The 18,520-nt window shown below is 62.0% G+C and carries 19 protein-coding genes; 6 read left to right on the forward strand and 13 right to left on the reverse strand.

Annotation, left to right across the window (positions count from 1 at the left end; translation table 11 throughout):
- Positions 1-14 precede the first annotated feature (14 nt).
- Positions 15-758, reverse strand: coding sequence for a response regulator (locus tag BW43_RS02630; protein ID WP_032891113.1), 744 nt, complete (start codon positions 756-758; stop codon positions 15-17).
- Positions 759-938: 180 nt separating this feature from the next.
- Between BW43_RS02630 and BW43_RS02625 the strand changes: the two genes are divergently transcribed.
- A complete protein-coding gene (locus BW43_RS02625) occupies positions 939-1,805 on the forward strand; it encodes a pirin family protein (protein WP_032891114.1) in 867 nt (288 codons plus the stop codon).
- Positions 1,806-1,974: 169 nt separating this feature from the next.
- A complete protein-coding gene (locus tag BW43_RS02620) occupies positions 1,975-3,420 on the forward strand; it encodes a mechanosensitive ion channel family protein (protein WP_032891115.1) in 1,446 nt (481 codons plus the stop codon).
- Between the two features lie 21 nt (positions 3,421-3,441).
- Here the strand turns inward: BW43_RS02620 and BW43_RS02615 are convergent, their stop codons facing one another.
- The 9 genes from BW43_RS02615 to BW43_RS02575 all read right to left on the reverse strand — a co-directional run bounded on the left by BW43_RS02615 (position 3,442) and on the right by BW43_RS02575 (position 12,803).
- Positions 3,442-4,764 carry a carbohydrate porin gene (locus BW43_RS02615; RefSeq protein ID WP_032891116.1) on the reverse strand — a complete coding sequence of 441 codons (1,323 nt, stop codon included), beginning with the start codon at positions 4,762-4,764 and terminating at the stop codon, positions 3,442-3,444.
- Positions 4,765-4,889: 125 nt separating this feature from the next.
- Positions 4,890-5,660, reverse strand: a complete 771-nt coding sequence (locus tag BW43_RS02610) for an SDR family NAD(P)-dependent oxidoreductase (protein ID WP_032891117.1) — start codon at positions 5,658-5,660, stop codon at positions 4,890-4,892.
- A gap of 28 nt (positions 5,661-5,688) precedes the next feature.
- Positions 5,689-6,747 carry an L-rhamnose/proton symporter RhaT gene (gene rhaT / locus BW43_RS02605; protein WP_032891118.1) on the reverse strand — a complete coding sequence of 353 codons (1,059 nt, stop codon included), beginning with the start codon at positions 6,745-6,747 and terminating at the stop codon, positions 5,689-5,691.
- A 39-nt stretch (positions 6,748-6,786) separates the two neighbouring features.
- The gene (gene rhaM / locus BW43_RS02600; RefSeq protein WP_177326465.1) at positions 6,787-7,107 is read right to left on the reverse strand and encodes an L-rhamnose mutarotase; all 321 of its coding nucleotides are present in this window, start codon (positions 7,105-7,107) and stop codon (positions 6,787-6,789) included.
- Positions 7,107-7,982 (reverse strand): amidohydrolase, encoded by an 876-nt coding sequence (locus BW43_RS02595; RefSeq protein ID WP_032891119.1) that lies wholly within the window; start codon positions 7,980-7,982, stop codon positions 7,107-7,109. The genes rhaM and BW43_RS02595 overlap by 1 nt, the downstream gene beginning before the upstream one ends.
- Positions 7,983-8,051: 69 nt before the next feature.
- The gene (gene aldA, locus BW43_RS02590) at positions 8,052-9,485 is read right to left on the reverse strand and encodes an aldehyde dehydrogenase (protein ID WP_032891120.1); all 1,434 of its coding nucleotides are present in this window, start codon (positions 9,483-9,485) and stop codon (positions 8,052-8,054) included.
- 10 nt (positions 9,486-9,495) lie between these two features.
- Positions 9,496-10,296 (reverse strand): aldolase/citrate lyase family protein, encoded by an 801-nt coding sequence (locus BW43_RS02585; RefSeq protein ID WP_032891121.1) that lies wholly within the window; start codon positions 10,294-10,296, stop codon positions 9,496-9,498.
- 10 nt (positions 10,297-10,306) lie between these two features.
- The gene (gene rhmD / locus BW43_RS02580; RefSeq protein ID WP_032891122.1) at positions 10,307-11,491 is read right to left on the reverse strand and encodes an L-rhamnonate dehydratase; all 1,185 of its coding nucleotides are present in this window, start codon (positions 11,489-11,491) and stop codon (positions 10,307-10,309) included.
- Between the two features lie 16 nt (positions 11,492-11,507).
- The gene (locus tag BW43_RS02575) at positions 11,508-12,803 is read right to left on the reverse strand and encodes an MFS transporter (RefSeq protein ID WP_032891123.1); all 1,296 of its coding nucleotides are present in this window, start codon (positions 12,801-12,803) and stop codon (positions 11,508-11,510) included.
- A gap of 115 nt (positions 12,804-12,918) precedes the next feature.
- On the opposite strand from BW43_RS02575, the gene BW43_RS02570 reads away from it, so the two are divergent.
- The 3 genes from BW43_RS02570 to BW43_RS02560 all read left to right on the forward strand — a co-directional run bounded on the left by BW43_RS02570 (position 12,919) and on the right by BW43_RS02560 (position 15,381).
- Positions 12,919-13,860 carry a LysR family transcriptional regulator gene (locus BW43_RS02570; protein ID WP_032891124.1) on the forward strand — a complete coding sequence of 314 codons (942 nt, stop codon included), beginning with the start codon at positions 12,919-12,921 and terminating at the stop codon, positions 13,858-13,860.
- Positions 13,861-13,951: 91 nt separating this feature from the next.
- Positions 13,952-14,470, forward strand: coding sequence for a sigma-70 family RNA polymerase sigma factor (locus BW43_RS02565; RefSeq protein ID WP_032891125.1), 519 nt, complete (start codon positions 13,952-13,954; stop codon positions 14,468-14,470).
- The gene (locus BW43_RS02560) at positions 14,467-15,381 is read left to right on the forward strand and encodes a FecR domain-containing protein (RefSeq protein WP_032891126.1); all 915 of its coding nucleotides are present in this window, start codon (positions 14,467-14,469) and stop codon (positions 15,379-15,381) included. The genes BW43_RS02565 and BW43_RS02560 overlap by 4 nt, the downstream gene beginning before the upstream one ends.
- A 79-nt stretch (positions 15,382-15,460) precedes the next feature.
- Here BW43_RS02560 and BW43_RS02555 read toward each other — a convergent pair whose 3' ends face one another.
- Genes BW43_RS02555 through BW43_RS02545 form a run of 3 tightly spaced genes read right to left on the reverse strand, consistent with a single transcriptional unit; the run spans position 15,461 to position 17,983 of the window.
- Positions 15,461-16,177 carry an ABC transporter ATP-binding protein gene (locus tag BW43_RS02555; RefSeq protein ID WP_032891127.1) on the reverse strand — a complete coding sequence of 239 codons (717 nt, stop codon included), beginning with the start codon at positions 16,175-16,177 and terminating at the stop codon, positions 15,461-15,463.
- Positions 16,174-17,001 carry an ABC transporter permease gene (locus BW43_RS02550; RefSeq protein WP_032891128.1) on the reverse strand — a complete coding sequence of 276 codons (828 nt, stop codon included), beginning with the start codon at positions 16,999-17,001 and terminating at the stop codon, positions 16,174-16,176. The genes BW43_RS02555 and BW43_RS02550 overlap by 4 nt, the downstream gene beginning before the upstream one ends.
- Positions 17,002-17,011: 10 nt before the next feature.
- Positions 17,012-17,983 carry an aliphatic sulfonate ABC transporter substrate-binding protein gene (locus BW43_RS02545; protein ID WP_032891129.1) on the reverse strand — a complete coding sequence of 324 codons (972 nt, stop codon included), beginning with the start codon at positions 17,981-17,983 and terminating at the stop codon, positions 17,012-17,014.
- A gap of 319 nt (positions 17,984-18,302) precedes the next feature.
- Between BW43_RS02545 and BW43_RS02540 the strand changes: the two genes are divergently transcribed.
- Positions 18,303-18,518, forward strand: coding sequence for a molybdopterin-binding protein (locus BW43_RS02540; protein ID WP_003173733.1), 216 nt, complete (start codon positions 18,303-18,305; stop codon positions 18,516-18,518).
- Positions 18,519-18,520 lie beyond the last annotated feature (2 nt).

The following is an 18,520-nucleotide window of genomic DNA, read 5'->3' on the forward strand; positions in this document are numbered from 1 at the left end:
CGGCCACAGCCTGTTCAGGGCGCGCATTCACTGACCTCGGCCGCCAACAGATAGCCGCCGCCCCAGATAGTGCGCAGCAGGTCCGGCGTGGCATCGCCGTGGGCCAACTTGCGGCGCAGGCGGCTGACCTGGCGGTCGATGGCGCGGTCGCTGACGTCGCTGTCGGCGGCAGCGGTGAGGTCGATCAAACGTTCGCGGGGCAGCAACGTATTGGGGTGGGCAAGGAACACCTGCAGCAAACGGCTTTCCGCTGTACTGAGCTGGATTGCCGGGCTGGCGTCGCGGCACAACGTGGCGCTGCTCACGCTGAACTGCCAGCCAGCGAACCGATAAGCCTGTGGGCCACCGCTGGGCGCGGCCGGCCCGGTGTTGCGGCCTTGGCGGCGCAGCACACTGTTGATGCGTGCGACCAGTTCGCGGGGTTCGAAGGGCTTGGTCACGTAATCGTCCGCGCCGAGGTCCAGGCCGCGGATGCGGTCGGCGGCGGTATCGCGGGCGGTCAACAGAATCACGGGGGTATTGCTGCGCCGATGCAACTGGTTGCACAGCTCGAAACCATCGCCATCCGGCAGCAGCACGTCGAGCACTACGACGTCGAACGCCTGGGTCTTGAGCAATTGCCACATCCCAGCCGCGTCTTCGGCGGTGCGCACATCGAAGGTGTGGCGACGCAGGTAAGTGGCCAAGGGTTCGCGGATTTTGCGGTGGTCATCCACCACCAGCACGCGCGGTGCGACAGGCGCAGGGGCAAACGGCATTGCGGCCCTCGGAAGGTTGAGCGGGAGAGGGTGGATATTACTACGAGTCATTATCATTAACGCGGTTTTTATGGTGGGGCACTGGTACTCCGTTCCATCAATAGGACGCTCTAGGGTGTTTTAGCCGTCTACCGCTCAATTGTTATCGGTTTTAAGGTGTATGCACTTTGGAGGATCACCATGAAAAAACTCATCGGCATCTACACCAGCCCTCGCGCCCATTGGGTCGGCGACGGTTTCCCGGTGCGCACACTGTTTTCCTACGACAACCTGGGCAAACACATCAGCCCATTCCTGCTGCTGGACCACGCCGGCCCGGCCGAATTTTCCCCCACCGAACAACGTCGCGGCGTAGGCCAACACCCCCATCGCGGCTTTGAAACCGTGACCATCGTCTACGACGGTGAAGTCGAGCACCGCGATTCAACCGGCGCAGGCGGCACCATCGGCCCCGGCGATGTGCAATGGATGACGGCCGCAAAAGGCATTCTCCATGAAGAATTCCACTCCGAAGCGTTTGCCCGTAAAGGCGGCGCGCTGGAGATGGTGCAACTGTGGGTCAACTTGCCCGCCAAGGACAAAATGGCCGACGCCGGTTACCAGACCATTGTCGATGGCGATATTCCCGTGCTTGCTCTGCCCCATGACGCCGGGCACCTGCGCCTGATCGCCGGAGCGTTCGACGGCGCCAAAGGCCCCGCACGCACCTTCACGCCGATTGACGTGTGGGACCTGCGTCTTAACGCCGGCAAGCCCGTGACCCTGGACTTGCACGCCGGGCGCAACACCGCCCTGGTGATCCTGCGCGGCACCGTGCTGGTCAATGGCGAAGAAGTCGCGCGCCAAGGCCAACTGGCGTTGTTTGAGCGCGATGGCACGCAACTGGTCCTGGAGTCCAACGACGCCGCCAAGGTGCTGCTGCTCAGCGGCGAACCGATTGACGAGCCCATCGTGGGGCACGGGCCGTTTGTGATGAACACCGAGCAGGAGATTCATCAGGCGTTTGCGGATTTCCAATCGGGTAAATTTGGGCAGATGCATGCCTGACAGTTAGCCGTAAACAAGAGGGTAGGAGCCGGCTTGCCGGCGATAGCATCACCGTGGTGTCCCTGGCACACCGAGTCGATACTTTCGCTGGCAAGCCGGCTTCTACATTTTGTTTTCCAGTGTTCTCAATTCATGCGATCTTCCCGTCATTCGCCCTGGAGTCGCCTGGATGCCCTCATTTATCTCCGATCACCCGATGCTGTGCGCCCTGGCGCTGATCCTTATCGACATCGCCGTGTGGCGACTTATCTCCGCCAACCTGGCTAATTGGAAACTCGCAGCGCGGTTGGTGATCTTTGCAGTCTTCAGTGCCGTGCTGTTCAACGACGGCATGAACCCCATGCTCGTCGCGCCCTACGCCGACAACACCGCGTTGCACATGGCCGCCACGGCGTTGCAGATTGGTTGGTGGTTGTTCGCGGCGCGCACGCTGACGGTGTTGCTCGGTGCGTTGATGATGCAGCGGGTTGGCCACACCGGGCGGCTGTTGCAGGATTTGATGGGCGCGGTGATTTTCCTGATCGCGATCATTGCCGCGCTGGCCTATGTGCTCGATCTGCCGGTCAAGGGCGTGTTGGCCACGTCCGGCGCGGTGGCGATCATTGTCGGCCTGGCGTTGCAAAGCACCTTGAGTGATGTGTTTTCCGGGATCGTGCTCAATACCACCAAGCCCTATCAACTGGATGACTGGATTTCCATCGACGGCACTGAAGGCCGGGTCACGGACATCGACTGGCGCGCCACGCGCCTGCAAACCTCCCAGGGCAGCATGGCGGTGATTCCCAACTCCCTGGCGGCAAAGGCCAAGATCATCAACTTTTCGCGCCCGGCCGATATGTTTGGCCTGGCGGTCAGCCTGCAGGTCAGCCCCCATGCACGGCCGCAAACGGTGATCGAAGCGCTGGAGCGGGCCATGCAGGGTTGCCGTCCGCTGCTGGCCAAACCGGCGCCGAGTGTGGCGTTCAAGACTTCCGCCAGTGGCGGCGTGGAGTATGAAATCAGCGGGTTCGTGCCGACCATGACCCTCAAGCGCGAAGTGCGCAACCAACTCTACGACTTGGCGTTCCGGCACCTGCAGGCAGCGGGCGTGAGCCTGTTGTCCGCCGTCGAAAGCGCGACCCCAGTGCCGACCTCTCCGGCGCGGGCACTGTTGGACAGTTCGTCGATTTTCTCCACTTTGCGCCAGGAGGAAAAGGACACCTTCAGCCAGAACATGACCCTGCACACCTATCGCGCCGGCGAGATGATCCTGCCGGCGGGGGAGGTCAGCGATCATTTGTTTATCGTCGAGTCGGGTGTGGTGTCGGTGATGCTGATCAAGGGCGGCCACGCGTTCGAAGCCGGGCGCATGGGCCCCGGCGAGGTGATCGGCGAAGCGGGGATTCTGACTGAGCAAGCGGCCTTGGCGGACTTCACCGCCAAGACGTTCTGCACGTTGTACCGCATCGAGAAGGCGTACCTGACGCCGTGCCTGGACGCGCGACATGACATCGCCGACGCCATGAAAACCCTGTTGGATTTCCGCTTGCACGCCGCTCAGGTGCTGACCCAAGACGCGCCAGTGGTACCGGTCAAGAAGGGCTTTTTGCAATGGCTTCGCCAGCGCGGTCTTTGAGGGGCGCGCTGGCACGGGTATCTAGAAATCAACAATAAACTGCACGCCACCGACCACCGCGCCGCTGGTTTGTGTGAGCCCGCCGGGGTATTTCACGTATTGCAGGTTAGGCCGCACCATCAGCCATTGGGTCGCCTGCACGCCATAGTTGATCTCGTAGCTGTACTCGCGGCGCTGCTCGGGCACGTAAAGCGGATCGTCGATATCGCTGACGCCATTGGCCGCGTTGAGCGTCTGCGTGTTGCGGGTATAGCGGTCGCTGACCTGCAACTTCGACGCGCCAAGGCCGATGGTGTCGTTCGGGCGTGAATCGAACGGGCCGCGGTAGATCAGGCCGACTTGGATCAGGTTCTTGATCACGCTTTTGTCCGGGTCATTCACCGTCAGGTTGGCGAATACGTTGAGCCCGCGCTGGCTGTTGCCGCCGACGGTGGTCAATTGTTGCTGGCCCGACAGCCACCAGCCGCTGTTGCTGGAATACATCCGATAGGGCTTTTTCGAGCTGGCAGCGTAGTTCCCGTCTGCGTCCTTGAGCATGTCCTTGGTGTCGGCGTTGGCGTAGTAGTAACCGGCGTGGTACTCCGAATTCAGGCCTTGGATCTGACCTTTCCAGATGGCTTCGATAGGGAAACTGGTGCCCTGGGAGCCGCTGATAAACGGCTTGAAGCCATTGCTGGCCTCGGCGTTGCCAGGGTTCTTGTCGTAGGCGCCGACCTGCATGGCGAACTCATCGGTGAATTGGTACTTGGCGCGCACTGCCCACTGGCTGATCGGGAAGCTGTTCCACACGCCGTTCCAGTTACCTTCCTGGGAACCGCACAGGGTGACGTTCTGGAATTCGCAGGGGAACTGATCGAAGTCTTCACCATGGCCGAAGCGACCGAGTTTGAGGGCGAATTTCCGGTCGAAGAACTTTTGCTCGTACCAGAACTGCGACAGCCGCCAGGCGTTGCCGCCGCCGAACACTTCCATGGTGGACGTCAGGCCCGTGGCGTTGGGTTGGTGCACGCGGTCGTTGGTGATGTCCTTGCCATGGCGCTCGCCGATGCCGATGCGAAAGGTCGCGTCCTGCCAGCCGAGGAGTTTTTGCAGGTCCATGTTCACGCCCAGGATCAACTGGTCGCTCCAGCGCGCGGTGGTGTGGGAGTTGTAGCCACCGCCCAGGTTGGAGCCGACTTCGCCGACGTATTTGAGGGTGAAGTCGTAGCCTTGTTCGGCCAATTGGGGACGCAGGCCGCTCCAGTCGCCGAGCATGGCCGGGGAGTTGGGATCGAGCAGGCCGGCGCTGAAGGCACAGGTGGACATGGCGCTGCAGAGCAGGGCCAGGGGGAGGGTGGTGCGCATGGAAGTACTCCTGGGATTGTTGTTTTTATCAGGTACAACACAAATTTCAGGCACACAGAGACCCCCTGTGGGAGGGAGCAAGTCCCTTCCCACATTGGTTCTTGGGTGTTTGAGAGGGTGCGGCTTTACTGGAGGTTAACGAACAACCCGCCATCCACCAGCAGCGAGGCGCCGGTCACATAGCGCGCCATGTCCGAGGCGAGGAACACGATCGGCCCTGCCACATCATCCGGTTCGCCCAAGCGACCCAGCGGCGTGCGCGAGGTCATGTAGGCGAGCTTTTCCTCGTCGGCCAGGTCTTCCTTGTTGATGTCGGTGGCAATGGTCCCCGGCAGTACCGAGTTGCAGCGAATGCCATAGGGCCCCAGTGCAATTGCGCAGGACTGCATCAACGAATGCAGGCCAGCCTTGGTCGGCGTGTAGTGGGTTTGCATGCCGCCGCCGACCAGCGCGCTGATGGAGCTGACGGCAATGATCGCGCCGCCACGGCCCTGGTTTTTCATTTGGTTGGCCGCCGCCTGCACGGCGAAGTAGGCGCCGTTGAGGTTGGTGTTGACGGTTTTCAGATAGACCTCGCGGGGCATATCCAGGAATGAGTGGAACGGGCAGATGCCGGCGTTGTTGACGAACACGTCGACACTGCCAAAGGCTTGCACGGCGCCGGCCACCAGCTTGTCGCCGGTGTCCGGGTCGGCCGCATCGCCCCCCACTTCAACGGCCTGGCCGCCAAACGCCTTGATCTCTTCGATCAGCGAATACGCCGCCTCGGTGCCTTGGCCACTGCCACTGTGGCCGATCACCACACGGGCGCCCTGGCGCGCACATTCACGGGCGGCGGCGCGGCCGATGCCACGGGAGGCGCCGGTGATGATCACGGTTTTGTCTGCAAGCAACATAAAAACACTCCTTCAAAAATTAGCGGCATCAGCCGAGGTAATTGCCGTAACCGACCATGGCGATGGCGCCGAGGATCACCGCGATCCCGGCCACCAGTACGCCCTTGTTAGCGGCGCTGGTGCCGTGCCATTCACGGAAATACAGGCCCCAGCAGTTGGACACGATGATGATGAATGACATGTGCAGCACCCAGGAACTGGCGTCGTTCTGCAGGCGGCTTTCGCCCATGCCGTAGAAGAAAAACTGCAAGAACCACAGCGTGCCGGCGATGGCCACCAGCAGGTAGTTGCCCAGCAGCGGCGTGCTGCGATCGGTGTAGTTATGGAAGGTACGGTTGCGCCAGTTCAGCCACAGGCACCAGATGCCGTTGGTGGTCAGGCCGCCCCACATGATCACCATAAAGGTCACGTTGTTCTGGAACAGGCTGTTGGCGCCATGTTCCACCGCCGCGGCGGCCAGCGGGCGTCCGGCAGAAATGCCGTAGCTGAAACAGGCGCTGAGCACCCCGGAAATCACTGCCACCAGCATGCCCTTGCCCAGGGAAAATTCGCTGACACTGGCGAACTTCACCGCCTGGGACACTTCCCGTTCCTTGATCAATCCAGCCTTGCCGCACACTGCGATACCGACCAGCGACACCGCCACGCCCCATAACACCCAATGCCCGCCCTGGGAGGCCAGCATCGAGGTCAAGGTGCCTTCGGTTGCATCGGTGAACAGGTCGCGGTACAGCGCCGGCATCAACGCTCCGAGGGCCGAGGTGAGGCCCATGATCAGCGACATGCCCAAGGACAGGCCCAGATAACGCATGGTCAGGCCGAAGGTCAGCCCGCCGATGCCCCACAACACGCCGAACATATAGGTCCACAGCAGCGTGCTGGTGTCGGCATTGCGCAGAATGTCCACCCAGCCCGGCACCGTCAGTTGCGCGGCGATCAGCGGCACGATCAACCAGGACACCAGGCCGCCGGTGATCCAATAACTTTCCCAGGCCCAGCCGCGGACCTTTTTGTAGGGGATGTAAAAACTGCCGGAGGCGAAGCCGCCGATGAAGTGCAGAATCACACCGAGGAGAATGATTTCCACGTAGTCGAATCCTTTTTATTGTTGTGTGGGTCAGTTAGATCAGGGGCGGGCCAGGTGGAACATGGGCAGCAGGTCGACACTGATCGGCGAGGCATCCGCGTGGCTGGGCATGATGTCCTGCATGTAGGTCCACCAGCGTTGCATCAGCGCGGTGCCGGGCAGCTCATCCAGGCCGTGGGCGTCTTCATGGGTGAGGACGGCGAACAGCGTGTTGGCGGGTTCGTCAAAAAAAATCCGGTAGTCCACCACGCCGGCGTCCAGCAGGGCTTGGGCCAGCTCCGGCCAGATTTCGTCGTGGCGTCGGCGATATTCATCGGCCTGGCCCGGGTTGAGGTTCATGCGAAAGGCACGGGTCTGCATCACGGCGCTCCATGGGTCGGGGTGTAGATACGCACTGCGTTGTGCAGAAAAAACTGGCCTTGCACCGCCTCGGATTTGTCCGCCATGCAGCTTTTTACGAGCCCCAGGGTGGTGGCGAAATCGGCCAGGTGATCGCTGTTGGGCCAGTCACTGCCGAAGAAGCAGCGCTCGTCACCAAACGCCTCCCACAACACCGCCAGGCGGTCGTTGTAGAACGCCGTATCGACGATCAGACCTTGGGGGCCGAGCTGTGGGATTTCCGCGAGTTTGGCGAACACGTTCGGCCGCTGCGCCAGGTGCAACAGGTCGGCGTGATACGCCGCCTCTTCACCGGCCGGTACCTGAGCATTGGGCAAGTGGTCGACGATGATGCGCAGCTCGGGCAGCGTATCGCTGAGGTGCAACAAACCCTTGATCAAACGCGGGTTCGGGTTGGCGCTGTCCAGGCCCCGACCACAGGCGGCCAGTTGGCGCAGACCGTCGATAAAACCGGGGCGCGTCTGGTCTTGCAGCAGGTCGCGGTCCCACAGGTTGCCGTAGCGCAAGCCGAGGAACAGCGGCTCTTGCGCCAGGGCATCGAGGTCGGCGGCGAAGTCGGCGTGCAGCGGGTCCAGATTGCCAACGAACCCGAGCATACGCGGGTCGCTGCGTAGGGTTTCGAGCAACCAGCGGTTGTCGTCACGCCATGGGCTGGCTTCCACAGCAATGGCGCCGACCACATTGTGTGAGCTGGCCAAGGCCCAATAATCGCTCGGTAAATGGGCGGCATACAGCTGATTGCCCGGCTCGGGCCACGGAATGCCTTGGGGGCGACGCGGGTCGAACAGGTGCAAGTGGCTATCGATGATGGGGCCGCTGTAAGGCATCAGAGGCATTGCGCAATCCTTGTGGGATTTTCTCAGGAAGGGCCAGCACGCTAACGCGCACGGGCCCGCTTCACCACCTCAGCTCTGTAGGTACACCACATGGGTATGGGTGTATTCGTACAGGCCATGCTTACCATCGGCGCCGCCGATCCCGGATTTACGCACCCCGGCATGGAAGCCCTGCATGGCCTCGAAATTTTCGCGGTTGACGTAGGTTTCACCAAAGTCGATCTCGCGCACCGCGTGCATGGCCTTGCCGAGGTCGCGGGTGTAGATCGATGAGGTCAGGCCGTAATCGCAGTCATTGGCCATGGCGATGGCTTCGTCGAGGTCGTCGACAATCTGGATCGGCAGCACCGGGCCAAAAATTTCTTCGCGCATGATCTCCATGTCGGCGCGGCACCCGGCCAATACGGTCGGCTGGAAGTGAAAGCCCGCGCCGAGGTCGGCAATCTGTCCGCCGCTGATCAGCGTGGCACCCTGGCTCAGTGCGGTGCGCACCTTACGGTTGACGTTTTCCAGGCCCTGGCGGTTGATCAGTGGGCCCATTTCCGCGTCGGCCATGGCCATCGGGTCGCCGTAGCGCGTGGCTGACATGGCCGCGCTGATGCGCTCGATGAACGGGTCCGCGACCTTGCGCTCAACGTATACCCGCTCCGCGCAGTTGCACACTTGCCCGGTATTGATGATGCGCGAGTCGCGAATGGCTTTAACTGCCAGCTCCAGGTCGGCGTCTGCCAGCACGATGGCCGGAGCCTTGCCGCCCAGTTCCAGGTTGAGCTTGGTGATGTTTGGCGCAGCGGCGGCCATGATGCGCGAACCGGTGGCGACGCTACCGGTGAAGCTGATCATGTCCACGCCTTTATGGGCGGTGAGTGCGCCGCCGACCTGGCCGTCGCCGCAGACCACGTTGAACACACCGGCGGGCAGGTCGGTCTCGGCCACCAGCTTGGCGAACTCAAAGCAGTTGTTCGGGGTTTCTTCGCTGGGCTTGATCACGATGGTGTTGCCGGTGAGCAACGCCGGGGCCAGTTTTCGGGCGATCAAGAAGAACGGGAAATTCCACGGCAGGATGCCCGCCACTACGCCCAAGGGTTTGCGGAACAGGAAGATGTTTTCGTTGGGCCGATCGCTGGTGATGATCTCGCCCTCAATGCGCCGCGCCCATTCGGCCATGTAGTCGAGGTAGTCGGCGGTGAAATTCACTTCGACTTCGGCCAGGCCAGTGACCTTGCCCTGTTCCAGGGTGATGGTACGCGCCAGGTGTGCGACGTTTTCCCGCAGCTTGGCGGCGATGCGGCGCAAGTGCCCGGCGCGTTCGATGGCCGGCTTGCGCGCCCACGCTTTTTGCGCACCGCGCGCCGCAGCGAGGGCTTGGTCGACGTCAGCGGCGGTAGAGGCGGGCACCTTGGACAGCAAGGCGCCGCTGGCCGGATTGAGTACATCCAGATGGGCTTCGCTGGGGACGAAGCGGCCATTGATGAAGTTCTGGTACACGGGAACGGATGACATGGGCAGCTCCTCAGTAAGTACGTGATGGTGTGGGCGCGTCGGCAACCGGGCGATAGCGGGCGAGGGTGGCCAACGCGCTCTGGCGTAACAGGCTGATGTCGATGGCCACTGCGATAAAGCGGCAACCCCAGGCTTGGTAACGGCGCGCGTCGTCTTCGTTGGGCGCCAGGATGCCGCTGACCTTGCCGGCGGCGAGGGTGGCGTCCACCGCGTACTTGATGCGTTCCTGCACTTCGGGATGGCCGGGGTTACCGGCGTGGCCGAGGCCGATGGAGAGGTCGGCGGGGCCGATAAACACTGCGTCCACGCCTTCCACGGCGGCAATGGCTGCGACGTTTTCCACGCCCAGGCGTGATTCCACCTGGACGATCAGGCACAGCTCCTCGTGGGCGGTTTGCAGGTAGTTCGCCACACCATCCCAGCGTGTGGCGCGGGTCAAACCGCCGCCGACGCCGCGAACGCCATGGGGTGGGTAACGCATGGCGCGCACCAGGGCTTGAGCCTGTTCGGCGGTTTCCACCATGGGGATCATCAGCGTCTGGGCGCCGACGTCGAGCAGTTGCTTGATCAGACTGGCATCGCCATTCACCGCGCGTACCACCGGCGCGGTAGCGTAGGGCGCCACCGTCTGCAGTTGGTTGAGCACGCTGGGCACGGTATTGGGCGCGTGTTCACCGTCGATCAGCATCCAGTCATAACCGAGGCCAGCGACGATCTCGGCGGCGTAGCCGGTGGCGAAACCGGCCCAGATGCCATATTGGGTGGCGTCCTTGGCCAGGGCAGCCTTGAAGCCATTACGGGGCATATTCATGGCGTTTTCCTCAGCGATTGTACGGACGGTGCAGTTGGCAATCCGGGTTCAGGTCTACGCCGAAACCGGGCTTGTCGAGCACCGACAAGCGCATGCGGCCATTCACCGGTACCGGTTCGCCGAGCAGTTGCGGGTGGAACATCGGCACCACTTTATCGGCCTTCGGCGCCATCATCAGGAACTCGGCGAACGGGCTGTTATGGCGGGTGGCGACGAAGTGGTAGCTGTACACCGACGAGCCGTGGGGCACGACCATCGCATTGTGGGCATCGGCCAAGGCCGAGATTTTCACCAGCTCGGTGAGGCCGCCGCACCAGCCGACATCCGGCTGGATAATGTCGCAGCAGCCCATTTCCAGCAGCATGCGGAAGCCCCAGCGAGTGGCTTCGTGTTCGCCGGTCGTCACCAGCATGCCCTTGGGCACATTGTTGCGCAGGGCTGCGTAGCCCCAGTAATCGTCCGGGCTCAGGGCTTCTTCGATCCATTTGAGCCCGTGTTCATGGGCACCGATGGCGAGTTTGGTCGCGTAGTTGAGGTCCAGGCTCATCCAGCAATCGAGCATCAGCCAGAAGTCCGGGCCGACCCTTTCGCGCATGTCGGCCAACTGTTCGAGGTTTTTGCGCAGGCCTTCTTCGCCTTCGCTGGGGCCGTGGTGCAGGGGCATCTTGCCGCCGATAAAACCCATCTTCTGCGCCAAGTCCGGGCGGGCGCCGGTGGCGTAGAACTGCAATTCGTCGCGTACCGCACCGCCGAGCAACTGATGCACGGGCTCCTGGCGGATTTTGCCGAGCAAGTCCCACAACGCCAGATCGACGCCGGAAAGGGTGTTGATCACCAGGCCCTTGCGACCGTAGTAGAGGGTGGACTGGTACATCTGGTCCCAGATCTTTTCGATATCAGTGACGCGGGCGCCTTCGATAAAGCGCGCCAGGTGTTTCTCGACGATATACGCCGCCGGTTCGCCGCCAGTGGTCACGGCAAACCCGACAGTGCCGTCGCTGGCTTCGATCTCCACCACCAGCGTGCCGAGTACGTTGATGCCGAAACTGCGGCGGCTCTGGCGGTACTCGGGGTATTTGCTCATGGGCGTCGAGATGTGATCGTCGATCCAGTGGCCGTCGGCCTGATCGTGGTAATCGGCGCCGCCGCCTCGCAATACAAAAGCGCGCACGTGTTTGATGGTGAGATGACCCATGGTGTGACTCCTGACGTTAAACAGTGGCCGGCGTGTTCGATGCAGTGCGGCCGGGTGAATGGATGCCCAGTACCAGCAATGCAGCCAGTACCGTGGTGGCGGACAGCAGGTACAAACCGGCTGCCGGAGAATGGAAGGCGCCTTCGGCCCAGTGCTTGATGATCGGCGCGATGAAGCCGCCGAGGGCACCGAATGAGTTGATCAGCGCAATGCCCGCAGCAGCGGCACTGCCGGCCAGGTAGCTGGAAGGAAAGGTCCAGAACACCGGCTGCACCGCGATAAAACCCGAGGCGGCAAAGCACAAGGCGAGCATGCCCAGCAGCGGGTTGGCGAAGGTCACCGAGCAAGCAATGCCGGCGGCGGCCATCAACAAGGTCAGGCAAGCGGTGCGGCGGCGTTCGCCAGTGCGGTCGGAATAACCGGGAATCCACCAGGCGGCAAACAGTGCGCAGATCCAGGGAATCGCCGAGACCAGCCCAACCATCAAGCCGACCTTGGTGCCGAGCAGGCCGCCCACTTGGGTTGGCAGGTAAAACACCACGCCGTACACGCTGGCCTGGATCAGCAAATACACCAGGCACAGGTACAGCACCGACGGCTGGCACAGCACGTTGAGCAGGCTGCGGCCGTGGGAGGTTTTGTGTTGGTCTTCTGTGTCCAGCAAGGTCTGGATTTGCTGGCGCTCATCCACACTCAGCCACTTGGCGTCGGCGGGGCGGTTGTCCAGGTACCAGTAGGCCCAGATCCCCACGGCGCTGGCCATCAAACCTTCCACGGCGAACAGCCATTGCCAGCCGTGGATACCGCCGAAACCGTCCATCTCCAGCAGCAGGCCGGACAACGGACTGCCGACAATGAATGCCAGGGGAGCGCCGAAGTAAAAGAAGCCCATGGCCTTGCCGCGCACGGCCTGGGGGAACCAGTAGGTGAGATAGAGGATCACGCCGGGGAAGAATCCGGCTTCGGCCACGCCCAACAAAAAACGCAGCACGTAGAAACTGGTTTCGTTATGGGCAAACACCATCGCCGCCGAAATCAGGCCCCAACTGACCATGATGCGGCACATCCACAGGCGGGCGCCGACACGGTGCAGGATCAGGTTGCTCGGCACTTCCAGCAGCGCGTAGCCGACGAAGAACACACCGGCGCCGAAGGCAAACGCGGCATCGCTCAAGCCGGTATCGGCCTGGAAGGCCTGTTTGGCAAAGCCGACGTTGGCACGGTCAAGAAACGCCATGATGTACATCAGCAGCAGGAAGGGCAGCAGTCGCCAGGAAATCTTGGCGAGCAGGGGCGCGGGCAGGGTTTTCATGATGGAGTCCGTTGTTTTGTTCTTATGGAACGGACTGTACGGCGGCCGAGCAATACGCTACAAATCGAATCTCGCTTACAAGTGATACCCTCAGGGTATCGGTAATAAGGAATTTATGAGTAGTCCCGTCCTCTCCCGCAGCTTGTTCAACCGCCTGCGCTACAAGCATCTGCATATGCTGGTAGCGCTCAGTTCCAGTCAGAACCTGCACCGTGCATCCCAGGCCCTGAACATGTCGCAACCGGCGGCCACGCGCATGCTGCGCGAGATTGAAGACATGTTCGGCTGCGACCTGTTCGAGCGCTTGCCACGGGGGATGCGGCCAACGGCGCTGGGCCAGCAACTGATCAACTTTGCCGAGTCGGCGCTGAGTGGCCTCGACCGTTGCGCCGAAGACCTGATGGCGCGCCAGCAGGGCGGGTATGGCTATTTGTCCATCGGCACCATCATGGGCGCCGCGCCGGACTTGGTGATGGACTGCATTGCGCAGATCAAGGCGCTCAACCCGCAACTGCGTATCCGCATCATGGGCGACACCAGCGACCAGGTGATCCAACTGCTGGAGCAGGGGCGCATCGACCTGGCCATCTCCCGGCGCACCGCCGCCACCGACAGCGAGCACTACAGCTTCGAACCCCTGGGCAACGAGCGCCTGCTGGTGGTGGTGCATGCCGGCCACCCATTGGTCCGACGCGGCCGGCTATCCCTGGCTGAGCTGGTGCGCGACTGGCCGTGGATCCTGCAACCGCAAACCAGCCCGGCGCGCATCGGTTTCGACCAGGCCCTGCAAGACCTGGCGCTGCCAAGCCCGGCGGACATCATCGAATGCAGCTCGGTGTACTCCATGCAGCAGTTGATCCAACTGACGGACGCGGTGATGGTGCTGTCGGAAAGTGCCTTGCGTGATTATCTGAAAATGGGCCTGGTGGTCGCGCTGCCGGTGGCCCTGGACGTGCGGCTGGCGCCGTTTGGCATCTTGTTGCGCAAGGGCGAGGGGGTGAGCCGCGAACTGGGCTTGTTTATTGACCTGCTGCGGCAGAGGGCGGCGATGCTGTAAACGCGAGGTTGAAAAGATCATGGTGTCCCGGCACGATATTAAATAGAATGAATCTCATTTGAGACTCAATCGCGCCGTGCAGGTTGTTGCCATGAATGATGCTGTTGTCCCCACGCACGCCCCCGAACTGACGCTATCGAGCCTATACCGCGACCATCGCAGTTGGCTGGAAAGCTGGCTGCGGCGGCGCCTGGGCAATGCCTGGGATGCGGCCGACCTGAGTCAGGATACGTTTCTGCGCGTACTGGCCAGTGCGCAGCCGATTGCACAGATGCAGGAGCCGCGGGCGTATCTGGTGACGGTCGGTAAGCGCCTGCTGGTGAACTTCCATCAGCGCCGCAGCCTGGAACAGGCGTATCTGAACGCCCTGGCCAGCTTGCCCGAAGCTTGCGTGCCGTCCCCCGAACAGCGCTGGCTGATGCTGGAAACCCTGCAAGCCCTGGATGAGTTGCTCGATGGCTTGCCGGTGCTTGTACGCCGCGCCTTTTTATGGAGCCAGCTGGAGGGCCTGGGCTATCGCGAGATTGCCGAACGGCTTGAGGTGTCCGAACGTACGGTGAAGCGCTACATGGCCCAGGCGTATGAACATTGCCTGCTGGTGGAGCTGTGAGCCGCGACGTCGCCCGCGCTGCTGCCCAGTGGCTGGCGCTGCTGGAGTCCGGCGCCGCCACCGAGCGTGATCATGCCGCGCTACAGCACTGGCGCGACAGCCATCCACAGCATGAACAGACTTGGCAGAAAGCCCAATCCCTGCGCCAACGCTTCAGCGCTTTGCCTCAGGCTCTGGCCATGGCCAGCCTCGACCGCCCGCAACCTGGACGGCGTGCGGTGCTCAAGCGCGCGTTGGGTGTGGCGGCGCTGTTGCCGACGGCGTGGCTGATCAGCCGCCAATTACCCATCGACACTTGGCGTGCCGACCTGCGTACCGCTACTGGCGAGCGCAAGCGCCTGCCGCTGGCCGATGGTGCCAGCCTGCAACTGAACACCGCGACGGCGGTAGACGTAGATATGGCCCATCGACGGGTCAGCTTGGTCGACGGTGAACTGGCGCTGACGGTGCCGGGCGCGGCGGCGATGACGGTGCAAACCCGCTACGGCCAATTGCTCGTCAGTCACGCTGACGTGTGCATACGGCAACTGGCGTCCGGTTGTCTGGTCTCGGTGCTCAAGGGCACGGTTCAGGTGCGCGACCTGAGCGGCCAGATGGCGACCTTGCAAGCAGGCCAGCAAGCGCCGCTCAAGGCCGGCGGCCTGGGTGCCCGGGCGTTGTTTGATGTGCTGCAACTGGGCTGGCGCGACGGTGTACTGACCGCGCAGAACCAGCCACTGGGGGATTTCCTCAGGGAGCTGGAGCGCTATCGCCCTGGCGTGTTGCGCTGGGAGCCGCGCCTGGAAACGCTACGGGTGACCGGCAGTTTCCGCCTGGATGACACCGACCGCATTCTCAACCTGCTGGCCTCGACCTTGGCGCTGGACGTGCAATACCGAACGCGTTATTGGGTGAGCCTGCGCAAGGCGTGATGCGCTTTGTGGCGAGCGGGCTCGCCACAACAACCTGTGGGCCATGAAAGGCTCGCTCGTCTCGGGTTACGAGTAGTCCTCAGATCACATGGGCCCGCTGCAACTCGGTCAAGGCCAGCGCCTTGATCTGCGCCAGCAGCGGGTCACGCCGATCCCTCGGATGCGGCAAGTCGACCGCCAGTTCCTGGCGAATGCTGCTGGGCCGGTTGTCCATCACCAGCACCCGGTCACTCAGGTACAGCGCCTCGTCCACATCATGGGTCACCAGTAATAAAGCGATGGCGTGATGCGCCGCCAGTTGCAGCAGCAAGTCCTGCAGTTTCATGCGGGTGAAGGCATCCACCGCGCTGAACGGCTCATCCAGCAACAACACCTGGGGGCGTGAATACAGGCCGCGAGCGATCGCCACCCGCTGCGCCATCCCACCTGACAACGCTTTGGGCAGCGCCTGGGCGAAGCCCTTAAGGCCGACTTCCTCGATCAACTGTGAGACCCAGGCTTTGTCGTAGTGGTTGTCATCACTGAAGCCGATGTTCTGTTCTACCGTGAGCCATGGCATCAGCCGCGGTTCCTGGAACACAAAGGCCACTTGGCCGTCGGGGCTGCGCAGTTCGCCCTGGAAGTCCGTTTCCAAACCGGCGACGATCCGCAGCAAGGTACTTTTGCCACAGCCGCTGGGGCCCAGCAGGCTGACCGCTTCGCGAGGCTGCAAGGCCAGGCGCACGTCTTTCAATACGGTGGTGCTGGCGAAGCTTTTACGCACCACATGGATGTCCAATAACGACGGCGCACTCATTGTTGCGCTCCTTGGCCAGTGAAGGTGTCGCGCCAGGCGAGGCAGCGTTTCTCCAGCGCCGCGAGCAGGCCGTCGCTGACCTTGCCCAGCAGCGCCAACACGATAATGGCGGCCAGCACAATGTCGGGTCGCGAGGTTTCCCGCCCATCGCTGAGCAGGTAACCCAAACCTTTAGTCGCCGCTATCAGCTCGGCCGCCACGAGGAACATCCACGCCAGGCTCAAACCACTGCGCAGTCCAGTGAACAGGCCGGGCAGGGCGGCGGGCAGCAGGACGCGCCGCACCAGGCGGCGGCGACTGAAACCGTACATTTGCCCGACTTCCACCAGCTTGCGGTCGATGTCGCGAATCGCCGCGACGCCATTGAGGTACACCGGGAAAAACGCGCCAATGGCAATCAGCACAACCTTGGAGGTTTCATCGATGCCCAGCCACAGCAGCAACAGGGGTACCCAGGCCAGGCTCGGGATCGAACGCAGGCCGGCAAAGGTCGGCTCCAGGTAGGCTTCGGCTTCACGGCTCAAACCGACCCAGGCGGCGAACACCAGGGCCAGGCTAGCGCCGATGGCAAAGCCCAGCAGCACCCGTGCGAGGCTGGCGCTGATGTGTTTCCACAACACGCCTTCGGCCAGGTCGGTGAGGGTCACGGCGATCTCGCTGGGTGCAGGCATCTGGTAGGAAGGCAGCCAGCCCACCCGTACGACCACTTCCAGGATCAACAGGATCAGCACCGGCAAGACCAGGCCTTTTAACCGCCGTGGCCAGGCGCTGCGCTGGCTGACCACGGGTACCGGCAGGGGCAATGCTTGGCTTTTGCTGCTCATCAAACGCCCCTTACTGCTGCGGCAGGGTTTGGCCAAACGAAGGGTCGATCAGTTGATCGATCACCTGGTCCACATTCACCCCACGGCGCACCAATTCCTCGGACACCAGAATCGGCGCCGCCGCCTTGGAAGACTGCACATCCTTGGCGCTCAACAACGGCGTGCTCAGGTCAGTGCGCGACAATTGCAGCTTGGCCACTTCCAATGGCAGCCCGGATTCGTCGGCCAGCAACTTGGCGAATTCATCCGGGTGCTTCACTGCCCAGTCACGCGCTTTTTCATAAGCGCCCAACACCTTGGTGATGGTCTGTGGGTGCGTCTTGGCGAACTTCTCGGTGACGCTCACCACGCCATAGCTGTTGAAGTCCTTGTTGCGGTAAAGCAGGCGCGAACCGGCCTGGATTTGACTGGCGGCCATGTGTGGGTCGAGACCGGCCCAGGCGTCCACGTCACCCTTTTCCAGAGCGGTGCGGCCGTCCGGGTGTTGCAGGTGCACCAACTCGACGTCGTCTTTTTTCAGCCCGGCCTGTTGCAGACTACGCAGGGTGAACAGGTAAGGGTCGGTGCCTTTGGTGGCGGCGATTTTCTTGCCCTTGAGGTCGTTGACGCTGTTGAGTGGCGAGTCCTTGCGCACCACCAGTGCGGTCCATTCCGCGCGGCTGTAGACATACACCGATTTGATCGGGCTGCCGTTGGCCCGGCTCAGTACGGCGGACAAGCTGGCGGACGACGCGAAATCCACGCCGCCGCTGTTGAGGTATTCCAGGGACCGGTTGCTGCCTTGGCTCAGTACCCAGCTGACCTTGCTGTGGGGCAGGGCCTGTTCCAGCCAGCCGAAGTGCTTGAGCACCAGGCTGACCGGCGAGTAGTAGGCGTAGTCGAGGTTGACTTCGGCGGGGTCGGTTTCGGCCGCGAATACCTGCGGTTGCAGGCATAGGGCGAGGGCGCAGGCGCCGAGTAGACGTTGGGTGAAGGGTTTCATGGAACAGCTCCGGACAAGGCGTTGAGAGAAGGTTTTTCTTATATTCAGAAAACTGATTGGGTGCGTTCAATCATGCTTTACAGGAATATGCAGTCTCTGTGCCATCGGGCAGGAGCCCGGATTTACAGGGTCAGGGGCATGTGTGGTTGTTGCAGGAGGTGGCAAATTGTTGAACCGATGTTTCCTGGGCAACAGTTTTCATATGCTTTTATGGAATAAATAAAGAGTTATATATTCCTTTTAATGTTCTCTCGGATAGCGCACTTTGAGGGCCTGCGCATTCGTGCGGATTGACCCAACAGCCAAAAGGAAACCCGACATGACCATTAAAGCGATCAACGTGCGCAACCAATTCAAGGGCGTGATCAAAGAGATTCTGCTGGGCGAAGTGGTGTCGGAAATCGACGTGCAAACCGCGTCCGGCATCGTGACGTCCGTCATCACCACCCGTTCGGTGCGTGACCTGGAATTGAAAGTGGGCAGCGAAGTGATTGCCTTCGTGAAGTCCACTGAAGTGTCTATCGCCAAGTTGTAAAC

The organism is Pseudomonas sp. RIT357, from assembly GCF_000632245.1.
GTDB lineage: Bacteria > Pseudomonadota > Gammaproteobacteria > Pseudomonadales > Pseudomonadaceae > Aquipseudomonas > Aquipseudomonas sivasensis.